Origin of the sequence: Anaerococcoides asporogena, from assembly GCF_029590275.1 — a bacterium.
Taxonomy (GTDB): domain Bacteria; phylum Bacillota; class Clostridia; order Clostridiales; family Clostridiaceae; genus JG1575.
The window spans coordinates 2,538,012-2,561,342 of sequence record NZ_CP120965.1; the positions used below are offsets into that span (position 1 = coordinate 2,538,012).

Here is a 23,331-nt window from a genome sequence, read left to right on the forward strand (position 1 = left end):
AGCCTTCCCGCGGGAAGGCTCTTTCTTGGGCTTGATCGGTTCAGTTAATCCAGTTTTCAGATCGCCGGTTTGGCCGGGGTCTCCTTATCGTTTCAGAAACCGGTATAGAATTGTTCCCAGTGACAGAATGATTCCGCCCACCAGCAGAGGGATGGCGGCTCGCCCCGGACTTTGTGCCGGAGCCGAAGTTCCGTTTCCCGTCTTGTCACCTGGCCGAGTAGTTCCATCGGAAGTGGAGGAAGTCTCTCGATCACTGGTCGCCGCATCGGACCGAGTCGTAGTCGTCCCGGTTGGTGCCTCCGATTCCGGCCTGGTTCCTGGTGCTTCTGCAGACGCATCGGTCCTGGTATCCGCCCTGGTCGCAGGCTGTGTCATTGGCCTGGTGGCAGCGCCCGACGAATTTGGCTCCGGGGGGTTGGGCTCAGCCTGAAGCGTCCGAATGGTACGGGATTCAATGAGATGGTCAAAGATTAAAGACGGAGCGGGTTCACTGGCTTCAGCTTTTTCATAGACAAATACGAAATGGGGAACTTTTCTCCCTTTATATGTTTTCTCGCCGGTTAAAAGCTGTTGGAATCCATAGCCAGCCAACTTTGCAGGAGCTGGAATATCGTAAGCTTCCCAGAAAAAATCCCAGGACTGGGTTTTGGAATCCCTCAGTTCCTTCATGGTCGAGTCCGTCCAGGATACCCAGACGATCCGCTCTTCCAATGGAGTTCGCTTCAGAGGCATTTCAGCCATCGGCACCGGTTCGGGAAGCGGTGCCGGTTCCTGCGATTCCAGCGTGTAGAAGTACTGAACCCGATAGGTATGGCCTTTTTCTGTTTCCAGTTTAAGCACGTTGGCGGTGGCGAAGACATATCCCGAAACAAGGGGTGCCTTTCGATAAACAAACCGACCATTGCTGATCTGAAAATACTTTGTTGTATAGTCTTTGAGGACATTCCCATAATCATCCATCAGGCAGACTTCGACTTTGATCTGATCATCTGACTGTGCCGCCAGGCTCGCCGTCGGCAACAACATCGTCACCAGAAGAACCATTATTATTAAGCTGTAAGGAACATGCTTTTTCATGGGAATTATCCTGCCTCTGTCTAATCTAGCTTTCAATATATCGCCTTTCACTTATTATTAGGTTTCTGTATGGTTACTACGGGATTACAAACCGGTGACAAATGACCTTCGTTTCTGCCTGAGAACAGTTTATCCCCATAAAAATAGTATCCACTCTCCTGGGAGAGCGGATACGTATCTCTTACAGGGCTTTCGCCAGGGCAACTTCAGATATCCTGGTGATGTTTGATTTAATGTCCTTCTCAAAGATTTCTTCCAGATCGGAGATCTGGGACGAGGAAATATTCAAAGCCGCGGCCATGATGTATTTCATCTGCAGGGGTGAGGTATTTTCCACCACGGTTTCAACTTCTTTCAGGGACGGTGAGAATTCACCTTCCTCGATCCGGTCAAACAGAGTATCCAGTGCCTCTTTGGTTTTTTCCTTGATCAGCCGTTTGGCATCCGCCATTTCATATGCGATGGACAAAAGCATCAGATTGCGTTCGGTCAACAACGCTTCATCTTCGCGAATCGTTGTCATGACAAAGCTGAATGCTTTGTTGATGCTGTTCAGATAGATCGTGGCAGGTTCCTTGCCGGCTGTAAAGGCCAGCAGACTCTTCAGAGTAGTTTCCAGCACATCCCCTTCGAGAACGGTCCCCAGATCGCGGAAGGAGCCGTCAGCCTGCTGGTTCTTCGCAAGGATTCGAAGCAGGTTTTCCCGTTCAAACTGAATCGCCTTCAGAGCTTCCTGTCTGGAGATGCCCTTTTGCGCCATAGTTTCGCGTATGGTAATGTCCTTGGAGTAACGAGTATCATCCAGGAAGAAGGACTCTGAGAGAAGCTTCATGGTTTCGACTGACATGTCCAGCGGCACAATGCGCTGCATGGCATATCCGGATACCGGATCCTCAATGGACTCCGTCAGGATGAACGCGGTCTCTGAGGAAAGCATATTATATTCTTTCGCCAAATCCAGGATCCGTTCCCGGATCTGTTCCTTCTCATGGCCACGAGCTTTCCGTTCTCGTTCCTCCAGAGATTCAATCATCTTTTTTGCCCAGACTTTTTCGATCAGTTTCGAGTTTTCCTCGATTTCCAGCCGATCCAGATCTGCAACGAGCTTATGCTCGCGTTCGCCTTCCCGCCCGATGATTTTCCCCTTCAAGGTCACTTTGCCTTCAATCTCGCCGATTACACTGGCGAAAATGGTGAAGGGTTCCCGGTCATACAGATAGGAAATGGTGCCAGGATAGGTTTTTTCCACCTGCATCTTGCCCCAGTCGATGGACGTGACATCCAGCTGAGGATTATGGATCCGGTGAAAGTGCCGCAGAATAATATCATCCACACGCTGGCCTTCCTCCACGAATTCCGACATTCCATAGCCAGCCTCAGCCAGCTTGGTGATGAAGTATGAATTGACTTCGGTATCCATCCCAATCGTGAACAGCCGGGCATTTCCGATATTGGATCGGACATATTCGATGATCTCATCTTCATTTTCGACCATATCATCGGAGAACAGGAACAGGTACTCTGGGATATCAGTATCCTCTACCCCCATCAGAGCTTCGCGCAGAGCGGAATAAACATCAGCACCTTCCCCCAGCTCCAACGCTTCGATCCATTCAGTAGCCGCATCAAGATTTTCCTTGGTGTAGGCCAGCTTTCCCTGATGGCTGAATTGAGTCACTTCTCCTGAGAAGGTAATGATATTGAAACGATCCCCTTCATCCAGGCTGCGCAGGGCAATCAGCAGAGCGTTCTTCGCCTCTTCGATCTTGCTGCCCGCCATGGATTCCGACATATCGATGATGAATGTATAATTTTTGGCCCCGGACATCCCGTTATCCGGCAGGATCGGGAAAAATCGAAGCATGAGAATCGCCTTGTCTACTTCCTCTTCCTGATCATAGTAGGTATAGGCGATGCCATCTGCCTGACGGGGTTTTCGTTCCACAATTTCAAGAACAAAATCCCGATCCAGCGTCTGTCCCTTGTCGATGGTTAGTTTTCTGAGTGTCTCATCATGGCGTTCCACCTTGATTTTATGTGAGCTGCTCTTGATTGAAACTTCACCGTAAGACTCAATCAGAAGACTCAGGTAAAATTCGGATGGCTGATCGATGGCTTCATCGGTCTGCGCGCTGACAAAAGTCGGGTCAACAACCGATGGGATAATCACGCGAACCTGATTATCATCATAAATGAGCTGATCCATGTAGGTAATTTTTATGACTACCGTCTCATTGGGCATGACATCCCCGATCGTAATTTGGAAATCATCCTCTTCATCGGAAAGAAGGGAAATGGGATTCAGATTCTCCTCTTTTGCATTTTCAAGGATTTTCAGCACTTCTTCTCTGGATTCCACCGAAGCCGAAAGGTTCTTGCCCCCCAGACTGATGGAAAAATCAGTCAGCGTGGCTGTGTCAGGAATTGGGAAGGAGTAGGTGCACTGCACATTGTCCTTGCCGGTATTGCGATAATGCTGAGCGATCGTATATTCAATATACTCCCCGCAAACATTGCCGGACACCTGGAGTTTATTTAATTTCACTGCCTTGTCTTTTGCGGAGAGTCCGTATTTTTTCATGATATTCCTCCTGTGCGTTTCCTGATATGGAGCCTAATCCGCCGCATTGCGGCCGATTGATCAGGCATAGCCTGCGATAATGTTCTCATGAATGCTTGTTAGTCTTATCTTATATTATAACGTACGCCTGAGGAGGCTGTAACCATCTATCGGCCGATTATTTACAAACCATACCCAACTCTTCTCAGCTCGATCCAACTCAGTCCACCCCCAAATGAGATTCAGGTTCAGGGAATCAGGTTCACTTCCCCGGAGACAGGCTGATTCCCATTGGAATTGAGCTGCTGTTCATTGATCAGCGGTAAGCAGAGTCCTGGTTATTGGATGCGGCTGTCAGTGGTTTCTCCGAACGTTGCAGCATGACTTATATGAAACGCCAAACGATCCGAGTACAAAAAGAGGTGCGTCACCTGGCCACACCTCATTTCAGCTTTATTCTTCAGGTTTCCCATTTGGATCGGAGTCAGGGACCGGGATGCTTTCCGGGGTGCGGGCCGACCGATCCATGGTAATAAGATTGGTGCGATGCTGGTGATTTTGAATGTGGTCTTCGCAGTACTCAAAGCTTCCCTCGCATTTGCTGCAGAAGCGGAATGTCATATCCGGGACATCCTGTTCGGTACGGCCGCAGACTTCACAGCGATGTCTTTCTTTCCATGGAGCCTGTCCATGGTTGATTTTCTTTGTGAATTCCTGGTTGCGTTTTTTTCTGGAAATGAAACCTCGGACAGCCTCCCGGTTCAGGATCAGCAGCAGCGCCAGAATCAGAAGGTATTGATACTGTCCGGTCACTCCGTTATAAACCATCAAAGCCATGCCAAGGATTCCAAGAACCAGCCCGCGTACCGGAATGAAAAAATAGAAGTAGATGGTGAAATTCGGGTTGTACAGTCCGGCCAAGGCAGTGATGCCAAGAACGACCGGATAAAAATCAATGATGTTTCCGGTGAAGAAACCATAGGCAGCCAGAACTGCCCAGGACATCAGCATGAACAGATTAGCCTTATACCGCCCTACTCTATTTTCCAGAGTGCGAATCACTACCTGGTAAATCAGCATGCTGAAGGCAAACCAGATGATGGATGTGAAATCAAGACCGGTTCTGTGGTGAAGGAAGGGAAAGGCTGGCAGTCGCCACACTTCGCCTCTGTTGATGATTCGGCTCGGATCGAAATAGAACAGACTGAAAAGAGTGAAGGGAATCTTGAGCATGCTGAAAGAAAAGTCGACAGCAAAGGTTCCTGCCATCCCATAAAGAGTGAGCTGCAGCAAGGATATCTGATGGAGCGGAGATCTCCGTCCGAAATTGGTTCGTTGTTTCATACAGTATATGGTCTCCTCAAATCAAAGTTAGAGTTGTGCAGGTTCCCGGTCTTTAGAAAACCCAATCCAGTGAATCCTGCCATACCAAGTATATCTTATCCCGACTTTTTTTAGCAAATTTCCTCACGCTGGTAAAGGGAGCCTCCAGGGGTTGAACCATAGAGCGTGAACCTCTGTTATTCCAGTCCGTGCTTTTTGAAGAGAATATAGTATAATGTTTGTAGTCTTAACCCTTTCCTTTTCGAGTTTTTATCCAAATTTTTATTTACGAGGAGGTGGCAATTTGAAACATGTGGGGAAAACCCTGCTTTTTATCTTGTCGACCATATTACGGACTCTTCCCATCTTAATCTTTGTCCTGACACATATCGGCTGGGAAATTTACACATATACTCTGGATCCTCTGGAACTTCTGGATCCTATGTCCATCCCGTCGATTCTGGGGAATTACAGCTGGTTATATCTTAGTCTCGGAGTCATCATCCTGGTTTTTTTGACCATGGACTTTAAACTCCTGGCCTACAGCACATTTTTCGGAGCCTGGGGAGGTCAGAACCTCTACTTCCTGCGCCAGTGGGACAATTTGATCTATGACATGAAACTGCCATCCCTGCAAGGCACCTGGTATTCCCTGATTTTCATTGGCCTTCTGATCGGCTTCCTGCTCCAGGTACTTTATACCGGCGGCCGCAAATATTATAAGGTAAAACAATACAACCATCTGAAGCAGCAGCGCAAGAAGCTAAAAAAAGCCTAACACCGTCGTCTTCAGAATCAGACAGATCCCTCACCTGATGAACCGCCCTTGATCAAACCGGCTCTTTGGATTCTAGTGTCATTTACGCTGGCTTGCGATTGGAACCATTTCTATTAAAAAAGCAAAGCTCCGAGATACTTCTCAGACTTTGCTTTTTTTCATGCTGCATTCTTTTCATCCATATCTATCCAATCGGTTTGCCTGAATGATCTTCAGCCGGTGGCTGCGCAGGGGTTAGATCCGGAAGATCGCCCTGGAATTTCAAAGGAAGCGTGACTGCAAATTCAGTAAATTCGCCTAATTTTGAGTCCAGGCTGACTTTTCCCCGATGGACATCAATAATCCACTTCGCGATAGACAGTCCAAGCCCCGAACCAGATTTATCCTTGGTACGCGCCTTGTCTGCCACAAAAAACCGCTCAAACACTCGCGGGATGTCCTTGGGTGCAATTCCATCCCCGTTGTCCCAGACCTTCAGAATAGCCTGATGACTGGTTTTGGCCAGGACAACTCGTATTGTTCCATCCGGCCGGGTAAATTTTACGGAGTTTTCTATGAACACCCGCAGCAGCTGCTTGATCATTTTCCGATCGGCTTCGATCAGAATGGACTGTCCTTCGAATTCGATATTTTTCTGAGGCTGGCTCATCCGGGTTTCCTGGCAGACTTCCTCTACCACATCCAGCAGTTCGAATTCCTCAGGGACCACATTGAGCTTCCTGTTTTCCCCCTTGGCGATGAACAGTAGATTTTCTACCAGGTTGTTCATATTGTGGGTTTCTTCCTTGATGGCGGCGATGGCCTCGTTCAGAATCTCAGGATCATCCTTGCCCCAGCGGTCAAGAAGTTCGACGTATCCCTTGATGACCGTCAGCGGAGTCCGCAGTTCATGCGATGCGTCCGATACAAACTTGCTTTGCTTGGTATAAGCAGATTCCATTCGATCCAGCAGAGAGTTGAAGGTATTGCCCAAATCAGTCAGCTCATCCCCTGTATCCGGAACCCGAATCCGGTCCCCCATATTTCGCACTCCGATGGAATCAACCGATCGGCGCATGTTGTTGATGGGCTTGAAGCTTTCATGACTCATATAGCTGCCCACCGCCAGTGAAAGCAGCATTCCAAGAAATGAGGCAATGGCTGAGGTTACAATGGTCACTCGCTGATTGTATACTGTTTCTTCAATGCTTTTGGCGATTGTCAGTTGATGGCTGACCTGGTCAGGCCCGATGAATTCAGTCTGGATCACTCGGGCGCGATGAGAAGCCATCTCTCCCAGATAATCGAACTGCAGGAAGTTGAAGCCTTTCTCCTCTGTGATCATCACTCCATCCAACGAAGTGAACTCCTGATCATCCGTCTTTACCTGGACAACCAGAGGAAACCGAATCCCATGCTCTTTCAGATCGGCCTGGTTGAACTGGCCCTTCTCCCGGAGCACCGATTCCACGATGGTGCGCGTCCGCGCCAGCTGGATGTTGTCGCTGCTGTCGGTATAGAACCGAACGATTAAAAACACAGCTCCGTTCATCGCCAGGAGCACCATTGTAAAGATCAGGGCATAGCTCAGGGAAATTTTCGTCTGGAGCTTAATTTTCATCGATGTCCCGGATCGTGTACCCGGCTCCCCGCATGGTATGGATCAGTTTCTTGTCATACTTGTCATCGATTTTGCTGCGCAGGAATCGGATATAGACGTCCACCACATTGGTTTCCCCTTCAAAATCAAATCCCCATACCTGATTGAGGATCTTTTCCCTGGACAGCACGATGCCCTGATTTTCCATTAGATAGGCCAGGAGATCAAATTCCTTCTTGGTCAGTTCCTTCCGGTCACTATCCCGCCGAACCTCGTAAGTTTCCTTGTTCAGCATCAGATCTCCCACACTCAGGATGAGGGATTTGTCCTTCACCTCCTCCTCCTTGCGGAAAATGACCCGAAGTCTGGCGAGGAGTTCTTCCATTTCAAAAGGCTTGGTCATGTAATCATTGGCGCCAAGATCCAGCCCCTCCACCTTATCCTTTACCCCATCCCGGGCGGTCAAAATAATAATCGGGACATTGGAGAACTTGCGGACCCGGCGACAAACTTCGATGCCATCGATAATCGGGATCATCAGATCCAGAATGATGGCATCGTATTGATTATTCATGATATTCATGATCGCGGTCTGCCCTTCATTGGCGGTTTCAACATCATAACCGGCGTGTTTTAATTCCAGTTCGATGAATCGTGCCAGTTTGCGTTCATCCTCTACGACCAGGATTTTTCTCTTGTCTTCCATTTTTCACTCCATTCGTCTGATGCGGTTATTCAGCCCATTGTTCTAATGCGGTTACTGGTCCATCATTCTGGTTGAAACTCCATCGGAGTTGCAACTTGATCCGATGGAACGAACCCCAGTCAATTTAAGTAACGTTCCGTTTAGAGTTGAAGTCTTACTCTGCAGGTCAGTCCGCTCATCACTGCACTGAGGCTTGCTCGTGCTCTTCAGTCTGAGCCGATTATCTGTGAAGGTCAGAAGGATGATCCTTCGGGCAGTACAAATTCTCCAGTCAGGTGAGAAGCGTTGGCTGAGGTTATGCTAACGCCTCGGCGAGCGCCTTTGCCAAAGGGCTTCCCAGAACAGTCTTATCTAAAATATAAACTGAATTGAACAGCTTATCAACCAATATCGAGTGAAAGCATACCAGAACCAAAAAGGCCACCGAACGGCGCCCTGCCTGAACCATTACAGTCAACTCTCATGTGTGGCACTTTCAGCCGCCTTACGGACTCCCTTCGATGTCTTCGGCTGGTTCAGATAGTATAATAGAATCAAGAAAGGAGGCCCGACCATGAATTACCAACCGAAATCATCCTCCATTGAAAAACCTTTTATCCTGCGTTACCGCGTGCTGCGAACCAGTCTTCTGTTCACCCTGCTGTGGGGCGCGGCAGCCATCGGCACGCCAGCGCTGATCTGGCTTTACCGTTATCCCATCAACAGTGCGAAGGGGCTAACACTGATCCTGTCAGGACTGCTATGTCTGATTCTGGCAGTTCACTCCTGGGAACAGCATGGCAGCCCCTATATTTACCTGTATTCAGATCATCTTAAAATTCACTATTCCCTGCTGCGCAACCTCACCATATGCTTTCACGACATCCGACGGCTGTATGCCGTGAAGGAAGAACTGGAGATCATTCTGGAGACCGGCCGGCCGATCTATCTGAATCTGGCCCATCTGAGCTTTGAAGATCAGAAACTGTTCCTTGAAAAACTGCATGAAATCATCCGAGAGAACCTGGAGACTGCCAGGCCGTCACACTCATCGACTTTTGCCCATATCCCGAAGTAGATCAAAATATGAACCAAAAAAAATAAACAGATCATCTGAAACAATAAATTGTCTTAGATGATCCTGTTGGTGCGGGAGATGGGAGTTGAACCCACACGTGCGTTGCACACACGCTTCTGAGACGTGCCTGTCTGCCGATTCCAGCACTCCCGCTTGTTATGACTTTTCTATTATATCATCCATTGGGCGGATTGCAACAACTATTTATTTGAAGAATTCAGGGTTTTCCTTTGTTTCCGGAGATTCGTCCGCTGTCCTTATGCTTCAGCCCCGGTGAGAAAGCGCTGTAATTCATCACTGCCCAAAAAATAAAATAAACCATCCTGACAGCAATCTGTCCAAGATGATCATATTGGTGCGGGAGATGGGACTTGAACCCACACGTGCGTAGCACACACGCCCCTCAAACGTGCCTGTCTGCCGATTCCAGCACTCCCGCCAATATATGATGTTAACAGAAAAAATGGTGCGGGAGATGGGAGTTGAACCCACACGTGCGTTGCACACACGCTTCTGAGACGTGCCTGTCTGCCGATTCCAGCACTCCCGCTTTTTCTGACTTCTCTATTATATCATCCACTTGATAGAATGCAACCACTTTTTTCAGGTTTTTCTTTTTTTCTGCTGCTGCCAAAAACCTGAGAAATGGCTTGCCAAAAGGAATTCATAATGATCTGAATGCGGCATTGGATAAGGTCTGAATAGTGTGCAAATGAATCATTCATTCCGGAATCTCAGGCGCTCCGTTCCTTTTGAACAGGCCAGATCCTGCATCCCCTAGGTTTTCCATTCATCCATTGCCTTATATGGTATTGCGTTGAACCGTCTGCGGTGAAGGCCTTTACAGTTTTAAAACCGCGACCGTTTCCTCACCGCACCGTTCTCCGTTTTCGACAAACCCGACTGAGGCATAGAGCGACTTTGCCACGATATTCTCTGGTTCGTAGGATAACCAGCAATACTCAGCATCTCCAAACGGTCTGGTTCTGATGTACTCCAATGCAGTGTTCAAGGCCGCTTTCCCAAATCCCTGTCCCTGGTACTTCTGATCAATCATCAGTCGCCACACAAGATAGTTCCCGTGGGCTGCTTGAGGTTCTTCCCCATCATCGAAGTAGTCATATCCAATCATGAGGAAACCCGCCAGAGTATCCTGTGCATAAATAGAAAACGGCTGAGCCACTTTTCCTTCTGCGACTGTCACATAGGCTTCCAGAATGCTCTGCGTGTTCGTCGCCACAAAGCACTTTTGTGTTTCGTGAACGGATAATTTGACGGTTTCCCAAACGTTTCCGGTGTTTATTTTCTCTAACCTGATCATACTGATATTCCCTTCATATCCAGCAGTAAAACCGCTCCCGGAGCGGCTTTGCTGCTGATTTCTTATTTGAACTCGATCTGGTTCATTGTAGCCGCTTCCAGAATCCTGACGGCTTCACCAAACCTGCTAGAAACAATCTCCCTGCAGTCCCTGGTCTTACTTTGATTAACCTTTGTTGGCTTTGCTTGCTTTGGTCCGTCTGGTTTGCTTTGCGCTCGCCTGCTCTGGCGACTTCGTCAAGGACAGCTGTCGCGAACTGATTTCCTGTGTCGTCTGATCCGGATGCAGGTCCCGAATGGTCTGATCCTGAGTCATCTGATCCTGCGGCAGGTCCTGAGTCGTCTGATCCTGAAGCAGCAGGTCCTGAGTCAGTTCAGGCAGGATCTGATCATAATCTGCCAGTGCCTTGTGACCGGACTCTGTCAAGCCATAACAGCCTCGTTCCACTTTATGAAACCAGCCGTAATGATTGTCCCTTAGAATCGCCGGCGTCTTAACGATGCCTAGTTTCACTCCGTCTCGCGGAGCCATGGTTTCTCGCCGGGAGCAGATCCATAATAACCGGATGGCATCTTCCCGGTATGCCGTCATCAGCTTGCGCCCGCGGGATCCGCCTTTATTCAGACTGGTCGTTCGCGCCTGCATTTCACTGATGATCTGTTCCCGGTGCTTTTTATTGATCTTTTTTGATCGTTCCAGGTTATAATCCTCCGGATGCAGGATTACTTCGATAAATTGACGATCCGGCTCACAGAATATCAAACCAAGACTCAAGCGCTTCAGCAGATAGAGGATCTCCTGAAATTTGCGGTTTTTCATATAGTTCTTTGGCTTAGGAATGCAGATGTAGGTCAGATCCCCCAGCCGCTGGCGTTTCACAGCCTGAATCAGAAGTTCCATGGACAGACTTTTTTTCAGTTCCAGAATAATGAGCAGGTCCTCTTTCAAAGCCGTGACATCACAGGATTTCACCTCACCCTGGACACGGTAGCCCAGGTCCGTGAAATGGTCCCGGACCAGGTCATACATATCCTCCTCCAGAAAATCTCGTTTCATGGCTGTCGAAATTTACCGGCATACAAGGACCGGTATACTCCTTTCATCTTCATTACGTTGGGTACGTACTCGCGCGTCTCACGGAAAGGAATCTGCGTAAGTCGGCCGGACTTTGAATAGCGGCTGTTTTTCAGCCAGCTGTCCACATTGCCCGGGCCCGCGTTGTAGGCCGCAAGAACCAGCTGTTCATCTTCCTGGTATTTATCCATGAGATAGGACAGGTAGTATGTGCCCATCCGAATGTTGTACTCCGGTTCTTTCAGCCGGTTCGGATCAAATGGCACTTCCAGCTGCTGGGCAACCCATTTTCCGGTATCCGGCATAATCTGCATGAGCCCGGTGGCACCGGTTCGGCTGACAACCTGAGGCCGGAAACGGGATTCCTGATAAATAACAGCAGCCACCAGAGACTTGTCCAGGTCGTATTTTTCAGCATAAGTATCAATCAGGTCATCATAAGCGTATGGCACCGCCATTTCTGATCCAGCTCTCAGAGCGGCGATGAGCAGCCAGGTTCCGATCAGAAACAGAATGCTCAGCTCAACAATCCTCCGGCTGGAACTTTTTTTCATCTTACCGGCCATTCATCCCCCGTTGCTTAATCAGTTCAAAGACGGCCAGCGTTTTATCTTTTAATTCCTCCAGGCTGCCGTCGTTGATGATGACATAGTCAGCCAGGGCTTCTCTTTGTTCCCTGGACATCTGGCGGTTCAGCCGGTCTTCCACTTCAGTGCGGGTCAGGCTGTCACGTTCCATGGCGCGCTCGATCTGAAGCTCCCGGGGCATCTCCACCGTGATTGAAATATCAAACACATCGAAGTCCCTTACCGCAAACAGCAGCGGAGCGTCCAGCACGGCATATTCATCCTCGGTAGCATCGTCAATGTAATCAAACCGTTCCTTGATTTCACCTACGATAAACGGCATGATCACCGCCTCATATTCAGCCAGTGCCTGAGGATCGGGAAACACCCGCCGGCCGAACCTGCGGCGATCCAGGTCGCCGTTGGGAAGGAAATACTCTTCGCCGTAGGTCTTTCGAATGTAATCATGAACTTCGGGATATAATTCCATCACATCGCGGGATACCATGTCTGCATCGATCACCAGCAGTCCGGCTTCCTCCAGATAGCCGGCGACGGTGCTCTTTCCTGCGCCCATGCCGCCCGTCACTCCGATGCGGATCAGTTTATTTTGCCTCATACCAGTTTCCTCCTGTATTCTGATCAGATTTCAGCTCCACCTTCAGATCCATGGCATGAGCCATGGCATCTGCCACCAGCTCTCTGACAATGGCTTCTTCATCCTTATGCATGTTGATGATGATTTCATCATGTACCTGCAGAATCATCCGCGACTTCAGTCCATGCTGGCGCAGAGCGTCATACACTTTTACCATGGCGGCTTTGATGATGTCTGCTGCAGATCCCTGGATCGGCGAATTCATGGCCAGACGCACGCCCAGTGCTTGCACCACCTTATTGGAAGCATTGATTTCAGGTATCTGGCGGCGACGACCCATGATTGTCGTGACATAGCCCTTTTCCCGGGCTTCGCGCTTGACCCCTTCAAAGTAATCCCGGATTCTTGGATACCGGTCATAATACATGTCAATGTAAGTTCTGGCTTCGGCCCGACTGATGCCCAGTCCCTGAGACAAAGCAAAATCGCCGATTCCGTAAATGATGCCGAAGTTCACCGCCTTGGCGTTGGACCGATCCTTTGACGTTACCTCTTCCGTCGTCTTGCCAAACACCTCCGCCGCAGTCTTGGTATGAATGTCGACTCCGGAGGCAAATGCCTGCTGCATGGAGGCATCATCCGACAGGTGTGCCAGCACGCGCAGCTCAATCTGCGAGTAATCCGAGGCGAAGATCAGGCAGTTCTCATCATGCGGGATAAAGGCTTTGCGCAGTTCGCGGCCCATTTCGTATCGAATCGGAATATTCTGCAGATTCGGTTCGGTGGAGGACAGTCGGCCTGTCACCGCCAGCGTCTGCTGAAAGTTGGAATGGATTCGGCCGTCTTCATCGATTGCATTGCGCAATCCCTCGACATAGGTCGAGTACAGTTTGGTAATCTGCCGGTAATACATGACCTTTTCAATGATGGGGTGTTTGTCGATCAAAGTGTCCAGGACCGCCTGATTGGTGGAATACCCGGTTTTTGTTTTCTTGCCGTGAGGCAGATCCAGCTTTTCAAACAGAATCACGCCCAGCTGCTTGGGGGAAGAGATATTGAATTCTTCTCCGGCAGCCTCATAGATCTCCGCCTGAATCCGGGCGATTTCCCCCTGCATTTTCCCGCCGGCCTCATCCAGTAAATCACGGTCAATCCGGAATCCTTCGATCTCCAGATCCGAAAGGATATTGGTCAGGGGCAGCTCCACTTCGTATAAAAGCTTGTCCGCTCCGGCGGTTTGAATTTCTCGGGCCAGGATCTGGCTCAGTTCCTTCAGCTCCCGCGTCTTGGCCAGTTCAAAGGCATGGCCTTCCCCTTCCACTTCCTTGAAGAGGTAGGTCGAAATAAGATCCTTCAGGCTGTACTGTCCCCGGACGGGCTCGAGAATGTAGGCTGCCATCAGCACATCAAATTCCACCCGATCAAACCGGATGCCATGCTTCTTGCAGATGGTATAGGCGTTTTTGACGTTGTAGCCCAGCTTCCGGATCCTGTGGTCTTCCAGGATGCGTCGGAGGATCTCCATGGCTGCCTGATCCCACCGCAGGCTAGGAAAATCCAATACCAGATTCAGATCACCGCAAACCGCATATATCACGTTGATTTCTCGTCGGGACAGCATGGCATCCTCCTGGTACAGGAAGGACAACAGGAGCGGTTCGTCCCCTTTGAGCCTCAGCTGCGCTTCCAACGAAGCCAGTCCGGCGGCATCCGCTGCCACCCGGAAGTCTGACAAAGCAGCCAGAGCACCGACAGGTGCCGGTTCAGCCTTTGTTTCCAGACCGCCCTTGGTCTCTGCCACGGCCCCGGCCGGGGCGACGGCCGGTTGGGTGACCTGACCTGCAGTCCCTGCCGAACTTTTCCCCAGACGATTGAGCAATGTGCGGAACTGGAACCGAAGATACAGCTCCCGGAGTCTCTCCTCGTTGTATCCGTTCTGGTCCCTCAGCTCTTCCAAGTTGATCTCAATGGGAACTTCCCGCAAAATAGTGGCCAGTTTTTTTGAGAAGAAGGCATCTTCGCGATACTCCAGGAGATTCTGCTTCTGTTTCGGTTTGGTGATGGCGTCCAGGTGTTCGTATACGCCCTCAATCGAGCCATAATCCCGAACCAGCTGCATCGCGGTCTTTTCTCCGATGCCCGGCACGCCGGGGATATTATCGGATTTATCTCCCATCAGTCCTTTGACGTCAATGAACTGAGTGGGTGTAATGCCAAATTCCTCCCGGAACCGCTGTCCGTCATACACTTCTTTTTCCGTAATTCCTTTTTTGGTAATGATGACCCGGGTCAAGTCTGAGGCCAGCTGAAGGTTGTCCTTGTCCCCAGTCATAATATATGATTCAATCCCATGCTTTTCCGCTTCCAGGCTCAGGGTGCCGATGAGGTCATCGGCTTCATAGCCATCAATCTCCAGAATCGAAATGCTCATGGCGGTCAGTATTTCCTTCATGGGAGCCAGCTGCTGAGCCAGTTCATCATCCATGCCCTTGCGGCCGGCTTTGTAATTGTCATATTGCTGATGGCGGAAGGTGGGTGCCTTGCGGTCGAAGGTCGCCACAATAAAGTCCGGATTCAGTTCCTCCCGGATCTTTTGCAGCATATTGATATATCCGTAAATGGCGTTTGTATGCAGTCCGTCCTGCGTCACCATGGGCGGCAGGGCAAAGTACGCCCGGTTCATAATCGAATTGGAATCGATGATCAGTAATTTTTCCATGATTCTTTTCCTTTCGCGTTGCTTTAATTATTATACGTCATGAAAATGAAAAAAAAGTGAAGAATCCCCCGCCAGGCAGGGGATCGAACGGATCAACGGGAAATGGCTGTTCCGGAGTCTATATCCGGCCGCAGATCCCGCTTATTCAGTTTTTTTACTCTGTTTTTGAGAAGCCTCCCGCAGACGCTGCAGAATGATGTCATAGTAGGCCGGATGATGCGGCAGAGTGCAGTTGGAGCAGTCCTTAATTGTGCCGTTTGGCCCGACGTACTGATAATTTCCGCCGCAGTCGCGTCCCAGCAGGTAGAGCGGGCAATAGCAGAACAGACAGTTGAACTCCTCCGGCTTGTCCGTCCCATGACAGGGAAAGTACTCACATTCTACGTTGCTGAAAAATTTGTAATTGTTTTTCATGAAACCTCCTGAACTTTACTCGCCCTGACTGATCAGAGGCAGAAACAGATGATGACCCGAAGCGATGGGCTCCTGGGACCGCCAGCGCACCGGAACTTGAAACAGCGGACCGCCCACAACGAAAGTATGGAATTCTCCGGCTTCGCCGCAGACATCGACTCCCTGAACCGCCATGGTTTTAATCACTTCATGAGACAGAACCCGCCCCAAAAAGGAAGCATCCAACCGTTGTGTATCCAAAGCTGTAATCAGAGCCTGAAAGCCCGTATCGATGAACTCGCTGACTACCTCATGCCGCGGGATCTGCCACAAGGGAAAGAACGCTTCCAGTCCGGTGTTTTCACAGCGCTGTGTACACCAGGACCTGTGCTCGTCAATGTCAATGTCGCCGAAGACAACCATGCTCACGCCTTCCTGTTTCAACCTGGTCAAGGCCAATTCAAAATCTGCGGTGTACCGCTCCCCTTCGGTTATGATGAGTCGGAGCGGAATGTTTAATGCTGCTGCTGCCTGAACCAGCAGTTCCCTTGGAATCCGGTGAAAGTGCGAATTGCCCTTGGCCTCATCAAAGGTGGTCAGAAGGGCTGCGGGCTCATGACCCAGATCCAGAGCTTTTTTCAGGGCAAGGACGGAGTCTTTGCCTCCGCTGTAGGAGAGTGCGAACTTCAAACTACGCCCTCCTCTATAATCCGGCGAATCGCTTCAAGATCCAGATGTTCCCGGAACAGGTCAGCCAGCCGGTCAAACTCCTGATCCATCGCCTCATGGGTCTGAACCCCTTTTTCGCCCGTTGCGGCGTCAATCAGGGAATCTTCATCCTCCAGCGCGATGGCAGCGTAAGGCAGCATGCCGACAACGGGCAGTCCGGTAATCTCCTCCAGACTCTGACGAACCTGTGCAAAGGAATCGCTCTGGCCTCGCAGCCGATTGAGGATAATGCCCCGAATCAGGCGTCGTTCCTGCGGTGTCATAAGCATCAGGGTTCCGTAGACAGAAGCGAACATTCCGCCCCGGTCAATGTCAGCCACCAGTAAACAGGGCGCCTGGACTCGTGCGGCTACATCAAGATTCGCCAGGTCGCCTGGCTTCAGATTCATTTCGACCGGACTGCCCGCCCCCTCCAGAATGACCAGGTCCGCTGGATCTGCCAGGCGATGGTATGATTCCAAAATGGCCTGCCACAGGCTTGATTGATCCCTGCGGTAAGTGGAGGAATCCATCTTTCCGGAAAATCTCCCCTGCACGTAGACCTCCAGACCGCTCGGCCCAAATTTCAGCAAAATCGGGTTCATGTCCGCATTGGGTTCGACCCCGCAGGCATAAGCGGCAATGGCCTGGGACCGCGCCATTTCCCTGCCGTCCGGCAGCACGTGGCTGTTATTTGACATATTTTGTGATTTAAAAGGCACGGTCTGAAAGCCGTCCTGTCGGAAAATCCGGCACAGACCGCTCACTACTGTAGATTTCCCCGCACCGGATGAGGTGCCAAGGATCATCAGATTTTTTGTCATCTTATTATTCTCCGTTGATTGAATGATTTTGCAGCTGCAAGCGCGCATCAGGCAGCTCCGGTTGAGCAGGCCAAGCCCGCTGGGTCAGTCCATTGTCAAAGGATCCATAATCCACCCTAAATTCAGGAAACTCATCCGTCTGGCTGTTCAAAGCAAAGGATCTTTCACTCCCTCTGAATCACGGCGAATCCCGAATCCGTCCGCCAGACAAATCTCCATTGAACTGATGAGATCTGTCCTCCCGATGCGTCCTTTTTCATTTTAACGCAAGTTGCCGCTCCAGCCGGTGACAAATCAGAGAATGCGGGAAGATTATAATATTCCCAACGAAAGAAATCCATCAGAATCGGTTTGATACCTAATTCCAATTTAGTTCAAACATTATGAATTTCACAAAAAGCAAAAGCACAGTACCTTTCGATACGGTGCTCTTCTGGTGCCGCTGGCCGGGGTCGAACCGGCACGATATTGCTACCACAGGATTTTGAGTCCAGCGCGTCTGCCAATTCCGCCACAGCGGCTTAACAAAAGTTATTGTATCACACCTTAGAGCCACAGGTAAATACTTTTTCCAAATGTTATCCCCCCAGCCGGGCAGGCCAGATCCGCCCCTCTTCGCCCATTACCGCCAATAATCTTTGATTGCCGGCTCTGCCTTCTTTGCTGTGCTTGCCCGAAACCTCTTTGTTCGCCTGTCGGTGTTCGCCTGTCGGTGTTCGACTGTCGCTGTGTTCGCCTATACCTGCCTTCCTGTTTTTCCAGCTTATGTCGAGATCCAGCCTTTTTCGATATCCAAACTTGTTCGCTTCTTTTCCTGCTTCAGCATCTATGCCAAGATGCATTTTCGCCTTTTTTTGCTTTTCATGGTAATGTTATGATTGACATCCGATGAATTCAAATCCTGCTCCAGCCAACGAATTCTTGGATTTCAGAGTACACCTGAAGGAGGTCACAATTGTGGCACGATTCATTCACCCCATCCGTAAACTGACCAGCGGGGCTCAGAACCTGATCAATGGATTTCTGTCTGACTCTGACGAAGTTCTGATGGCTAATTTCCAGTCTGTCCTGGAGGAATTCCGAATCCTGATTGACCAGTATGTTCACCTGTTCCCGGAATTTATCGTTCAAACCAGACAAAGGACAGCCACGACAACCTATGCCCAGGGCGGAGAATGCCTGCATCGGGGAATCATGAATCCCAGCCCGGTGCTTAATTTACTGGCAGGCTGCAATCAGGGCGTCGAGATTCCCGGTCCGGAGGCCGCGACCGACGATTATTTTCGTTACAGCTTTAATGAAGCTGGGGAGCTAATCTGTGTCTCCCGCTTTCAGCTTCAGGGTCCGCCTGAACTTCCTGAGGATATGGAATTTATATTCCGGGCCGAAAATGTCGAATATGGCGTTACGTTCCATCATGGATGGGAAGAAGTAACAAAGGTATCCAAAGTGATATACGGAGCCGACGGACAAATCTTGTCCTATGCTGCTTCCGAATACGATCAGGCTGAACCGGAACTGATGTTTCTCCATTATGAGAAGTATACCTACCAGAGGAATCAGCTGACTCGGGCAGATGTCTATTTCGGAATCTCCCCTGATCTGAATATGTATGATCACCACGCCTTTGTGGTATCGGGTGACTCAGAGGTTCCCGGCATCAATCGAAAGAAAAAGTATACCGTTCAGGAAGTACGGCAAGAAAGCTGATGAACAGCTGCTTGTGTGTTGCTTGAAATGGAAATCTCCCCAACCGCTTTCCGGCGGCGAGGGAGATTTCTTTATTTTTTGGTTTTTTCAGCGGCAGCGATGATTGCTTCCATGATCGCTGAGCGGAATCCCAGACGTTCCAGAACTCTTACCCCTTCGATGGTGGTTCCGCCCGGACTGGTGACCATATCTTTGAGCTGTCCCGGGTGGAGCTTCGTCTCCAGGACCATTTCTGCAGAGCCCTTGACGGTTTGGGCGGCCAGTTCATAGGCTGCCTCCCGGGTCATACCCTGACGGACCGCGGCATCTCCCATCGCCTCCATGAGCATGTAGAGAAAGGCCGGTGAGCAACCGGTCATTGAACCGGTGCCCGCAAACAGTGCTTCATCAATTCGACGGGCTTTGCCAAATCCTTCCAGCAGCTGAACCACTGCATCTTCTTCAGCTGGTGTCACCTGTTCGTTGGCTTCATACAAGGTCATTCCCTGTCCAACCAGAACCGGCGTGTTTGGCAGAGCTCGGATCAGTTTTCCCGGTCTTCCCAGACACTCCTCCATTTCCGCCAGACTGATGCCGGCAGCAACCGAAACCACGATGGTTTCCGGGCGGAGTACATCGGCAATCTCCTGAATGACCTGGCTGATAAAGTGTGGTTTAACGGCCAGAAACAGAATCTCCGACTGGGCTGCGACTTGACGGTTGTCCTTGGTGCAGGCGATTTTCAGTCCATTCGCCCGACTTTTCAGCTTATCCATGTCCCGGGCGGATACCATTAGATCCGCCGGATCAAAGCCGCCGTATTTTATCATTCCTCCGGCCATGGCATAGGCCATATTGCCAAATCCAATAAAACCAACTTTCATCTGATCATTCCTTTCCCGTGAGCTTGAGGAATTCTTCGATATCCTGCCGGATCAGTTCCATGGAGGAACGGAAGAAGGCAGGATTCTCCAGGTCAATCCCCACTGATGCCGTCAGATCCTTCAGATCATTGCGGCCGGTTTCATTGAGCAGCTTGTCGTAGAGCGGCAGGAAGTCTTCTCCCTTTTCCAGGTACATGGCGTACAGCCCCTTGGCAAACAGAAGTCCAAAGGCATAGGGGAAGTTGTAGAAGGACAGTCCGGCACGGTAATAGTGCGGTTTGTTGACCCACATGTACGGATGCAGCAGGCTATGGTCCAGCCCGTCGCCGTAAGCTTCCCGCTGAGCGTTCAGCATCATCTCCTTGAGCCGGTCCGCAGACAGAGTGCGGTCCTTACGCTGCGCGAACAGATCCGATTCAAACAGATACCGGGAATAGATGTCCACGATAACCTGGGTGGCATCCGAGATGCTGGCTTCCAGTATCGCAATTTTCTCCTGGTCAGACGATTCAGAAAGTGCCGCGTTGACCACGATGGTTTCATTGAAGATCGATGCCGTTTCTGCGATTGGCATCGGATAAGAGGTATTTAAGATCGACTCATCCTTCAGATTGAATCCATGATAACCGTGTCCCAGTTCATGGGCCAGAGTCGTCATATTGCTGAAGGAACCATTGAAATTTGACATAATTCTGGATTCCCTGATGACTGGAAGATTCAGGCAGAAGGCTCCGCCTCGCTTGCCCATGCGGGGCTCAACATCCAGCCATTCCTCATCGTAGGCCTTTTGGACATAGCCGGCCAGACGACTGCTGAATTTCCGGAAATTTCCGACGATGTAGCCAATCGCCTCATCATAAGTAAAGGTTCTTGACACTTCACCCATGGGCGCAAATAAATCATAGAACGGCAGACCGTCAGAATGTCCCAGGAGTTCTGCTTTGCGCCGGAGGTAACGGTGGAACCAGGGCAGATATTCGCGGATCACTCCGAGCAGTGAATCCAATGCCGCTGCTGTCATGCGGGAGTCTTCCAGCGTCTCCTCCAACGGAGAGGCATACCCCTTAAGCTCCGCCACCGTAATGACTTCGCCTTTTATGGCATTGAGGGCGGCAGCTGATGTTTCCTCGACTGCTGCATAGGCCTTCTGTTCGCTGAAGTAAGCCTCCCGGCGCACCTGTGCATCACTGTGATAGGCCAGGTTTCGCACCGCCGGCAGCGGCAGGCTCTGGCTCTTCCCGTCCAGAGGCACTTCGATGAGCAGGTTGGCCGTCAGATCGCCCTGAAGCTGGCCAAACGCCGTAGACCCGGTATTTCTCAGCTTGCTGATCAGAACTTCCTCCGCTTCAGAAAGAAGATGATCTGCTTTGTTCTTATGCTCCTTCAGGAAGAACTCATGTTCCTGCAGGAACTGGCTTTCCTTCATGACCGACTCCAGATCAGACAGACCCTTTAAGTACTGGATCAGCCGCACTTCCAGCTGAGTCATCTCACCGGAAAGATTTTGCAGTCGGTTCATGGCCTGCTTGGCTGCTTCGTTCTTTGAGTCCACCGACAGCGTCAGATGGCTGAATGCACCCAGCCGGGCAGATAATTTTCTGATTTCCACCAGACGTCTGAGGTAATCCTCCAACGTCTCAACTGCTGAATCATTGCCACTCATCCGAAGATTTGTCCACTGGGTAAATTCTTTCAACCCGGTTTCAAGGCGATCAAAATCCTCCCTGAAATCATCTGTCTCAAACCCCTGATACAGCGAATCCAGATTCCATCGTAAACTTTTCATTCCAAATCCTTTCTATCCCGAATGCGCGGTCATGATCTCTTCGCCCGCTCATTCAGTTCATATGATGGTCAGTCTCTCCGACAGGACCTCTTCCATCCATTGTACTCCCGGTCCAGTCTTGATTCCATCATCCCTCCGATGAAAGTGTTCTTTTCACTTCACAATCTATGCCCCTTCATCTGGATTGGACCAGCTCGTTTTAAGGAGATTCCCTTTGGCCATTTCATTTGCTGTGATTTCTCATCGGGCCGCCAAAGTCAGCCATTCCTCAGGATTTTCTGCCGAATTTCTCTTCCAGAAATGCCATGCGCGCTTCCGGATCATCCGAAATCGTCTCATCCAGCAGCTGATGCAGCAGCCAGACATGACCGTATGGATCCATAAAGCTGGCATTTTTCACACCGATCTCTGGAATGGGCGTAATCGGCTGAATCAGTGTGGCTCCGTTCTCCAGCGCTGTTTCAAGAATCCGATCCAGGTCTTCCACCATCAGATTAACCCAGAACGGCTTGTCTTCCTCCGGCAGCGGTGCAACCAGTCCATATTCCGGATTCTCGTCCAGCAGATGAAAACGGGTTTCAAACAAGACAAACACCGCCTCATTGAGTCCCCTTTCGAAATTCGTCACTTCCAGGCGTTCCGCCCGGAACACCTTCTGATAAAAACTCATGGCTTTCACACTGTCGTGCACAACCAGATCGATCTCTACACCCGTCATGGTCTCACCTTCCTATCCTTTTTTTCATGCCACCGGTTCCCACTCGAGCTGCAGCCGCGCTTTGCCGGATTACTTCAGCCGGATGGGATGGCGCAGCACCGTTTTGAGCTTGCCCTGAGCTGTTCTTCTGGGATCACTCAAGTATATCTCATGATGCCTGCGCTCCCCTGACATATCGATCTCATAGCCCGATTCGGCGGCAAATCGATCCATGGCCCGAATCGTTTCCGGTTCCGCGTCATAGGATCCGATGTGCAGGACTTGAACACACAGGCCTTCGTGATACTCTTCCAGTCTTACGCCAGTCGGATCCAACTCCGGTTTCTTCCGCCGCAGAATGTCCAATGCTCCCGTCAGAACGGCCTCTGTCACAAATTCCGGCTGGCGGATCATGGCAGTCCATATCAGATCCGCTTTGTTCAGCGGTATGGAATCCGGTCCGGTAAACAGTTGATCGTTCACCCGCCAGAGGCCCTCCAGGGGTGGCACGACGTATTCAAACCAGCCGGGCCAGTCTTTGGTCATCTTGATGGTATAGGACAGGCCATACAGGACATTCAGGCTGTTCTGGTAGTCTGCACTGGTGTTTGGATTTCCCTGACCGTCCATCATCAAGAATCGCATGGGCGGAACGTCCACAATCACAGGTTTTGTCTTTGGCTGATACAACTCCTTTTGCTCTTTCTTAAAATCATAAGCCACTTATATTCCTCCTTAAGGTCACAGCGTCCTCTTCCAGAGAGCGCAACTCTGGATCTTGCTATTCACGAATCGAATGGGATGAGATTCCCAATCAGACAACCTGAGTGAAGGGATCCCGCCGAACGATCCCACCTGAACATAGTACTGATCCCTCGGCATCGGCTTTCAGCCATTGCCTTCACACCGGTTCCGGCCGGATCCGTATTCAGTTCGATACAGGCTTCTCAAGTCCTGTAATCCGGACTTTCCTCAGCGATCGGATTGCCAGG

The 23,331-nt window shown here is 50.4% G+C and carries 21 protein-coding genes and 4 tRNA genes; 3 read left to right on the forward strand and 22 right to left on the reverse strand.

The window, feature by feature from the left end; genetic code table 11:
* Positions 1-84 precede the first annotated feature (84 nt).
* The 3 genes from P6M73_RS11675 to P6M73_RS11685 all read right to left on the reverse strand — a co-directional run bounded on the left by P6M73_RS11675 (position 85) and on the right by P6M73_RS11685 (position 4,981).
* The gene (locus P6M73_RS11675) at positions 85-1,077 is read right to left on the reverse strand and encodes a hypothetical protein (protein WP_277853227.1); all 993 of its coding nucleotides are present in this window, start codon (positions 1,075-1,077) and stop codon (positions 85-87) included.
* Between the two features lie 181 nt (positions 1,078-1,258).
* Positions 1,259-3,658: a VIT and vWA domain-containing protein gene (locus tag P6M73_RS11680; RefSeq protein ID WP_277853228.1), complete on the reverse strand. Its 2,400-nt coding sequence runs from the start codon at positions 3,656-3,658 to the stop codon at positions 1,259-1,261.
* A gap of 432 nt (positions 3,659-4,090) precedes the next feature.
* On the reverse strand, positions 4,091-4,981 hold the full coding sequence (locus P6M73_RS11685; RefSeq protein WP_277853229.1) for a hypothetical protein: 891 nt from the start codon (positions 4,979-4,981) through the stop codon (positions 4,091-4,093).
* A gap of 283 nt (positions 4,982-5,264) precedes the next feature.
* Between P6M73_RS11685 and P6M73_RS11690 the strand changes: the two genes are divergently transcribed.
* On the forward strand, positions 5,265-5,738 hold the full coding sequence (locus P6M73_RS11690) for a hypothetical protein (protein ID WP_277853230.1): 474 nt from the start codon (positions 5,265-5,267) through the stop codon (positions 5,736-5,738).
* Positions 5,739-5,922: 184 nt separating this feature from the next.
* Here the strand turns inward: P6M73_RS11690 and P6M73_RS11695 are convergent, their stop codons facing one another.
* The gene (locus P6M73_RS11695; protein WP_277853231.1) at positions 5,923-7,338 is read right to left on the reverse strand and encodes a sensor histidine kinase; all 1,416 of its coding nucleotides are present in this window, start codon (positions 7,336-7,338) and stop codon (positions 5,923-5,925) included.
* On the reverse strand, positions 7,328-8,023 hold the full coding sequence (locus P6M73_RS11700; protein WP_277853232.1) for a response regulator transcription factor: 696 nt from the start codon (positions 8,021-8,023) through the stop codon (positions 7,328-7,330). Before P6M73_RS11700 ends, P6M73_RS11695 begins: the two co-directional genes overlap by 11 nt.
* A gap of 553 nt (positions 8,024-8,576) precedes the next feature.
* Between P6M73_RS11700 and P6M73_RS11705 the strand changes: the two genes are divergently transcribed.
* Positions 8,577-9,080, forward strand: a complete 504-nt coding sequence (locus P6M73_RS11705) for a hypothetical protein (RefSeq protein WP_277853233.1) — start codon at positions 8,577-8,579, stop codon at positions 9,078-9,080.
* A gap of 67 nt (positions 9,081-9,147) precedes the next feature.
* On the opposite strand, the gene P6M73_RS11710 is transcribed toward P6M73_RS11705, so the two are convergent.
* The 13 genes from P6M73_RS11710 to P6M73_RS11770 all read right to left on the reverse strand — a co-directional run bounded on the left by P6M73_RS11710 (position 9,148) and on the right by P6M73_RS11770 (position 18,125).
* Positions 9,148-9,233: transfer RNA gene (locus P6M73_RS11710), tRNA-Leu, on the reverse strand.
* Positions 9,234-9,433: 200 nt separating this feature from the next.
* Positions 9,434-9,519, reverse strand: a tRNA-Leu gene (locus tag P6M73_RS11715).
* Between the two features lie 25 nt (positions 9,520-9,544).
* Positions 9,545-9,630, reverse strand: a tRNA-Leu gene (locus tag P6M73_RS11720).
* 291 nt (positions 9,631-9,921) lie between these two features.
* On the reverse strand, positions 9,922-10,401 hold the full coding sequence (locus tag P6M73_RS11725) for a GNAT family N-acetyltransferase (RefSeq protein ID WP_277853234.1): 480 nt from the start codon (positions 10,399-10,401) through the stop codon (positions 9,922-9,924).
* A gap of 165 nt (positions 10,402-10,566) precedes the next feature.
* Positions 10,567-11,430: a DUF2161 family putative PD-(D/E)XK-type phosphodiesterase gene (locus tag P6M73_RS11730; protein ID WP_277853235.1), complete on the reverse strand. Its 864-nt coding sequence runs from the start codon at positions 11,428-11,430 to the stop codon at positions 10,567-10,569.
* A gap of 23 nt (positions 11,431-11,453) precedes the next feature.
* Complete coding sequence (locus P6M73_RS11735) at positions 11,454-12,041, reverse strand: lytic transglycosylase domain-containing protein (RefSeq protein WP_277853236.1); 588 nt, start codon at positions 12,039-12,041, stop codon at positions 11,454-11,456.
* The gene (gene coaE / locus P6M73_RS11740; protein ID WP_277853237.1) at positions 12,031-12,660 is read right to left on the reverse strand and encodes a dephospho-CoA kinase; all 630 of its coding nucleotides are present in this window, start codon (positions 12,658-12,660) and stop codon (positions 12,031-12,033) included. The genes P6M73_RS11735 and coaE overlap by 11 nt, the downstream gene beginning before the upstream one ends.
* Positions 12,647-15,358 carry a DNA polymerase I gene (gene polA, locus P6M73_RS11745; protein ID WP_277853238.1) on the reverse strand — a complete coding sequence of 904 codons (2,712 nt, stop codon included), beginning with the start codon at positions 15,356-15,358 and terminating at the stop codon, positions 12,647-12,649. Before polA ends, coaE begins: the two co-directional genes overlap by 14 nt.
* A 141-nt stretch (positions 15,359-15,499) precedes the next feature.
* The gene (locus P6M73_RS11750) at positions 15,500-15,772 is read right to left on the reverse strand and encodes a cysteine-rich small domain-containing protein (protein ID WP_277853239.1); all 273 of its coding nucleotides are present in this window, start codon (positions 15,770-15,772) and stop codon (positions 15,500-15,502) included.
* Between the two features lie 15 nt (positions 15,773-15,787).
* Positions 15,788-16,441, reverse strand: coding sequence for a Dph6-related ATP pyrophosphatase (locus P6M73_RS11755; RefSeq protein ID WP_277853240.1), 654 nt, complete (start codon positions 16,439-16,441; stop codon positions 15,788-15,790).
* Complete coding sequence (locus P6M73_RS11760) at positions 16,438-17,283, reverse strand: cobyric acid synthase (RefSeq protein ID WP_277853241.1); 846 nt, start codon at positions 17,281-17,283, stop codon at positions 16,438-16,440. The genes P6M73_RS11755 and P6M73_RS11760 overlap by 4 nt, the downstream gene beginning before the upstream one ends.
* A 434-nt stretch (positions 17,284-17,717) precedes the next feature.
* Positions 17,718-17,804 (reverse strand) — tRNA-Leu (locus P6M73_RS11765).
* A gap of 57 nt (positions 17,805-17,861) precedes the next feature.
* On the reverse strand, positions 17,862-18,125 hold the full coding sequence (locus P6M73_RS11770; protein ID WP_277853242.1) for a hypothetical protein: 264 nt from the start codon (positions 18,123-18,125) through the stop codon (positions 17,862-17,864).
* A gap of 115 nt (positions 18,126-18,240) precedes the next feature.
* On the opposite strand from P6M73_RS11770, the gene P6M73_RS11775 reads away from it, so the two are divergent.
* Positions 18,241-18,993 (forward strand): hypothetical protein, encoded by a 753-nt coding sequence (locus P6M73_RS11775; protein ID WP_277853243.1) that lies wholly within the window; start codon positions 18,241-18,243, stop codon positions 18,991-18,993.
* A 71-nt stretch (positions 18,994-19,064) separates the two neighbouring features.
* Here the strand turns inward: P6M73_RS11775 and proC are convergent, their stop codons facing one another.
* The 4 genes from proC to P6M73_RS11795 all read right to left on the reverse strand — a co-directional run bounded on the left by proC (position 19,065) and on the right by P6M73_RS11795 (position 23,062).
* Positions 19,065-19,856, reverse strand: a complete 792-nt coding sequence (gene proC / locus P6M73_RS11780; RefSeq protein ID WP_277853244.1) for a pyrroline-5-carboxylate reductase — start codon at positions 19,854-19,856, stop codon at positions 19,065-19,067.
* A gap of 4 nt (positions 19,857-19,860) precedes the next feature.
* Positions 19,861-21,642, reverse strand: a complete 1,782-nt coding sequence (locus P6M73_RS11785) for a M3 family oligoendopeptidase (RefSeq protein ID WP_277853245.1) — start codon at positions 21,640-21,642, stop codon at positions 19,861-19,863.
* Positions 21,643-21,910: 268 nt separating this feature from the next.
* Positions 21,911-22,360 (reverse strand): VOC family protein, encoded by a 450-nt coding sequence (locus P6M73_RS11790; protein WP_277853246.1) that lies wholly within the window; start codon positions 22,358-22,360, stop codon positions 21,911-21,913.
* A 69-nt stretch (positions 22,361-22,429) separates the two neighbouring features.
* The gene (locus P6M73_RS11795; protein WP_277853247.1) at positions 22,430-23,062 is read right to left on the reverse strand and encodes a GyrI-like domain-containing protein; all 633 of its coding nucleotides are present in this window, start codon (positions 23,060-23,062) and stop codon (positions 22,430-22,432) included.
* Between the last annotated feature and the right edge of the window lie 269 nt (positions 23,063-23,331).

Excerpts from the sequence above, each read along its gene's own strand:
- P6M73_RS11770 (WP_277853242.1), bottom strand. The coding sequence starts at position 18,125 with ATGCATCTTGGCATAGATGCTGAAGCAGGAAAAGAAGCGAACAAGTTT.
- P6M73_RS11785 (WP_277853245.1), bottom strand. The coding sequence starts at position 21,642 with ATGAAAAGTTTACGATGGAATCTGGATTCGCTGTATCAGGGGTTTGAG.
- P6M73_RS11760 (WP_277853241.1), bottom strand. The coding sequence starts at position 17,283 with ATGACAAAAAATCTGATGATCCTTGGCACCTCATCCGGTGCGGGGAAA.
- P6M73_RS11735 (WP_277853236.1), bottom strand. The coding sequence starts at position 12,041 with ATGGCCGGTAAGATGAAAAAAAGTTCCAGCCGGAGGATTGTTGAGCTG.
- P6M73_RS11725 (WP_277853234.1), bottom strand. The coding sequence starts at position 10,401 with ATGATCAGGTTAGAGAAAATAAACACCGGAAACGTTTGGGAAACCGTC.
- P6M73_RS11685 (WP_277853229.1), bottom strand. The coding sequence starts at position 4,981 with ATGAAACAACGAACCAATTTCGGACGGAGATCTCCGCTCCATCAGATA.
- P6M73_RS11790 (WP_277853246.1), bottom strand. The coding sequence starts at position 22,360 with ATGACGGGTGTAGAGATCGATCTGGTTGTGCACGACAGTGTGAAAGCC.
- P6M73_RS11700 (WP_277853232.1), bottom strand. The coding sequence starts at position 8,023 with ATGGAAGACAAGAGAAAAATCCTGGTCGTAGAGGATGAACGCAAACTG.
- polA (WP_277853238.1), bottom strand. The coding sequence starts at position 15,358 with ATGGAAAAATTACTGATCATCGATTCCAATTCGATTATGAACCGGGCG.
- coaE (WP_277853237.1), bottom strand. The coding sequence starts at position 12,660 with ATGAGGCAAAATAAACTGATCCGCATCGGAGTGACGGGCGGCATGGGC.
- P6M73_RS11675 (WP_277853227.1), bottom strand. The coding sequence starts at position 1,077 with ATGAAAAAGCATGTTCCTTACAGCTTAATAATAATGGTTCTTCTGGTG.
- P6M73_RS11730 (WP_277853235.1), bottom strand. The coding sequence starts at position 11,430 with ATGTATGACCTGGTCCGGGACCATTTCACGGACCTGGGCTACCGTGTC.
- proC (WP_277853244.1), bottom strand. The coding sequence starts at position 19,856 with ATGAAAGTTGGTTTTATTGGATTTGGCAATATGGCCTATGCCATGGCC.
- P6M73_RS11705 (WP_277853233.1), top strand. The coding sequence starts at position 8,577 with ATGAATTACCAACCGAAATCATCCTCCATTGAAAAACCTTTTATCCTG.
- P6M73_RS11695 (WP_277853231.1), bottom strand. The coding sequence starts at position 7,338 with ATGAAAATTAAGCTCCAGACGAAAATTTCCCTGAGCTATGCCCTGATC.
- P6M73_RS11750 (WP_277853239.1), bottom strand. The coding sequence starts at position 15,772 with ATGAAAAACAATTACAAATTTTTCAGCAACGTAGAATGTGAGTACTTT.
- P6M73_RS11680 (WP_277853228.1), bottom strand. The coding sequence starts at position 3,658 with ATGAAAAAATACGGACTCTCCGCAAAAGACAAGGCAGTGAAATTAAAT.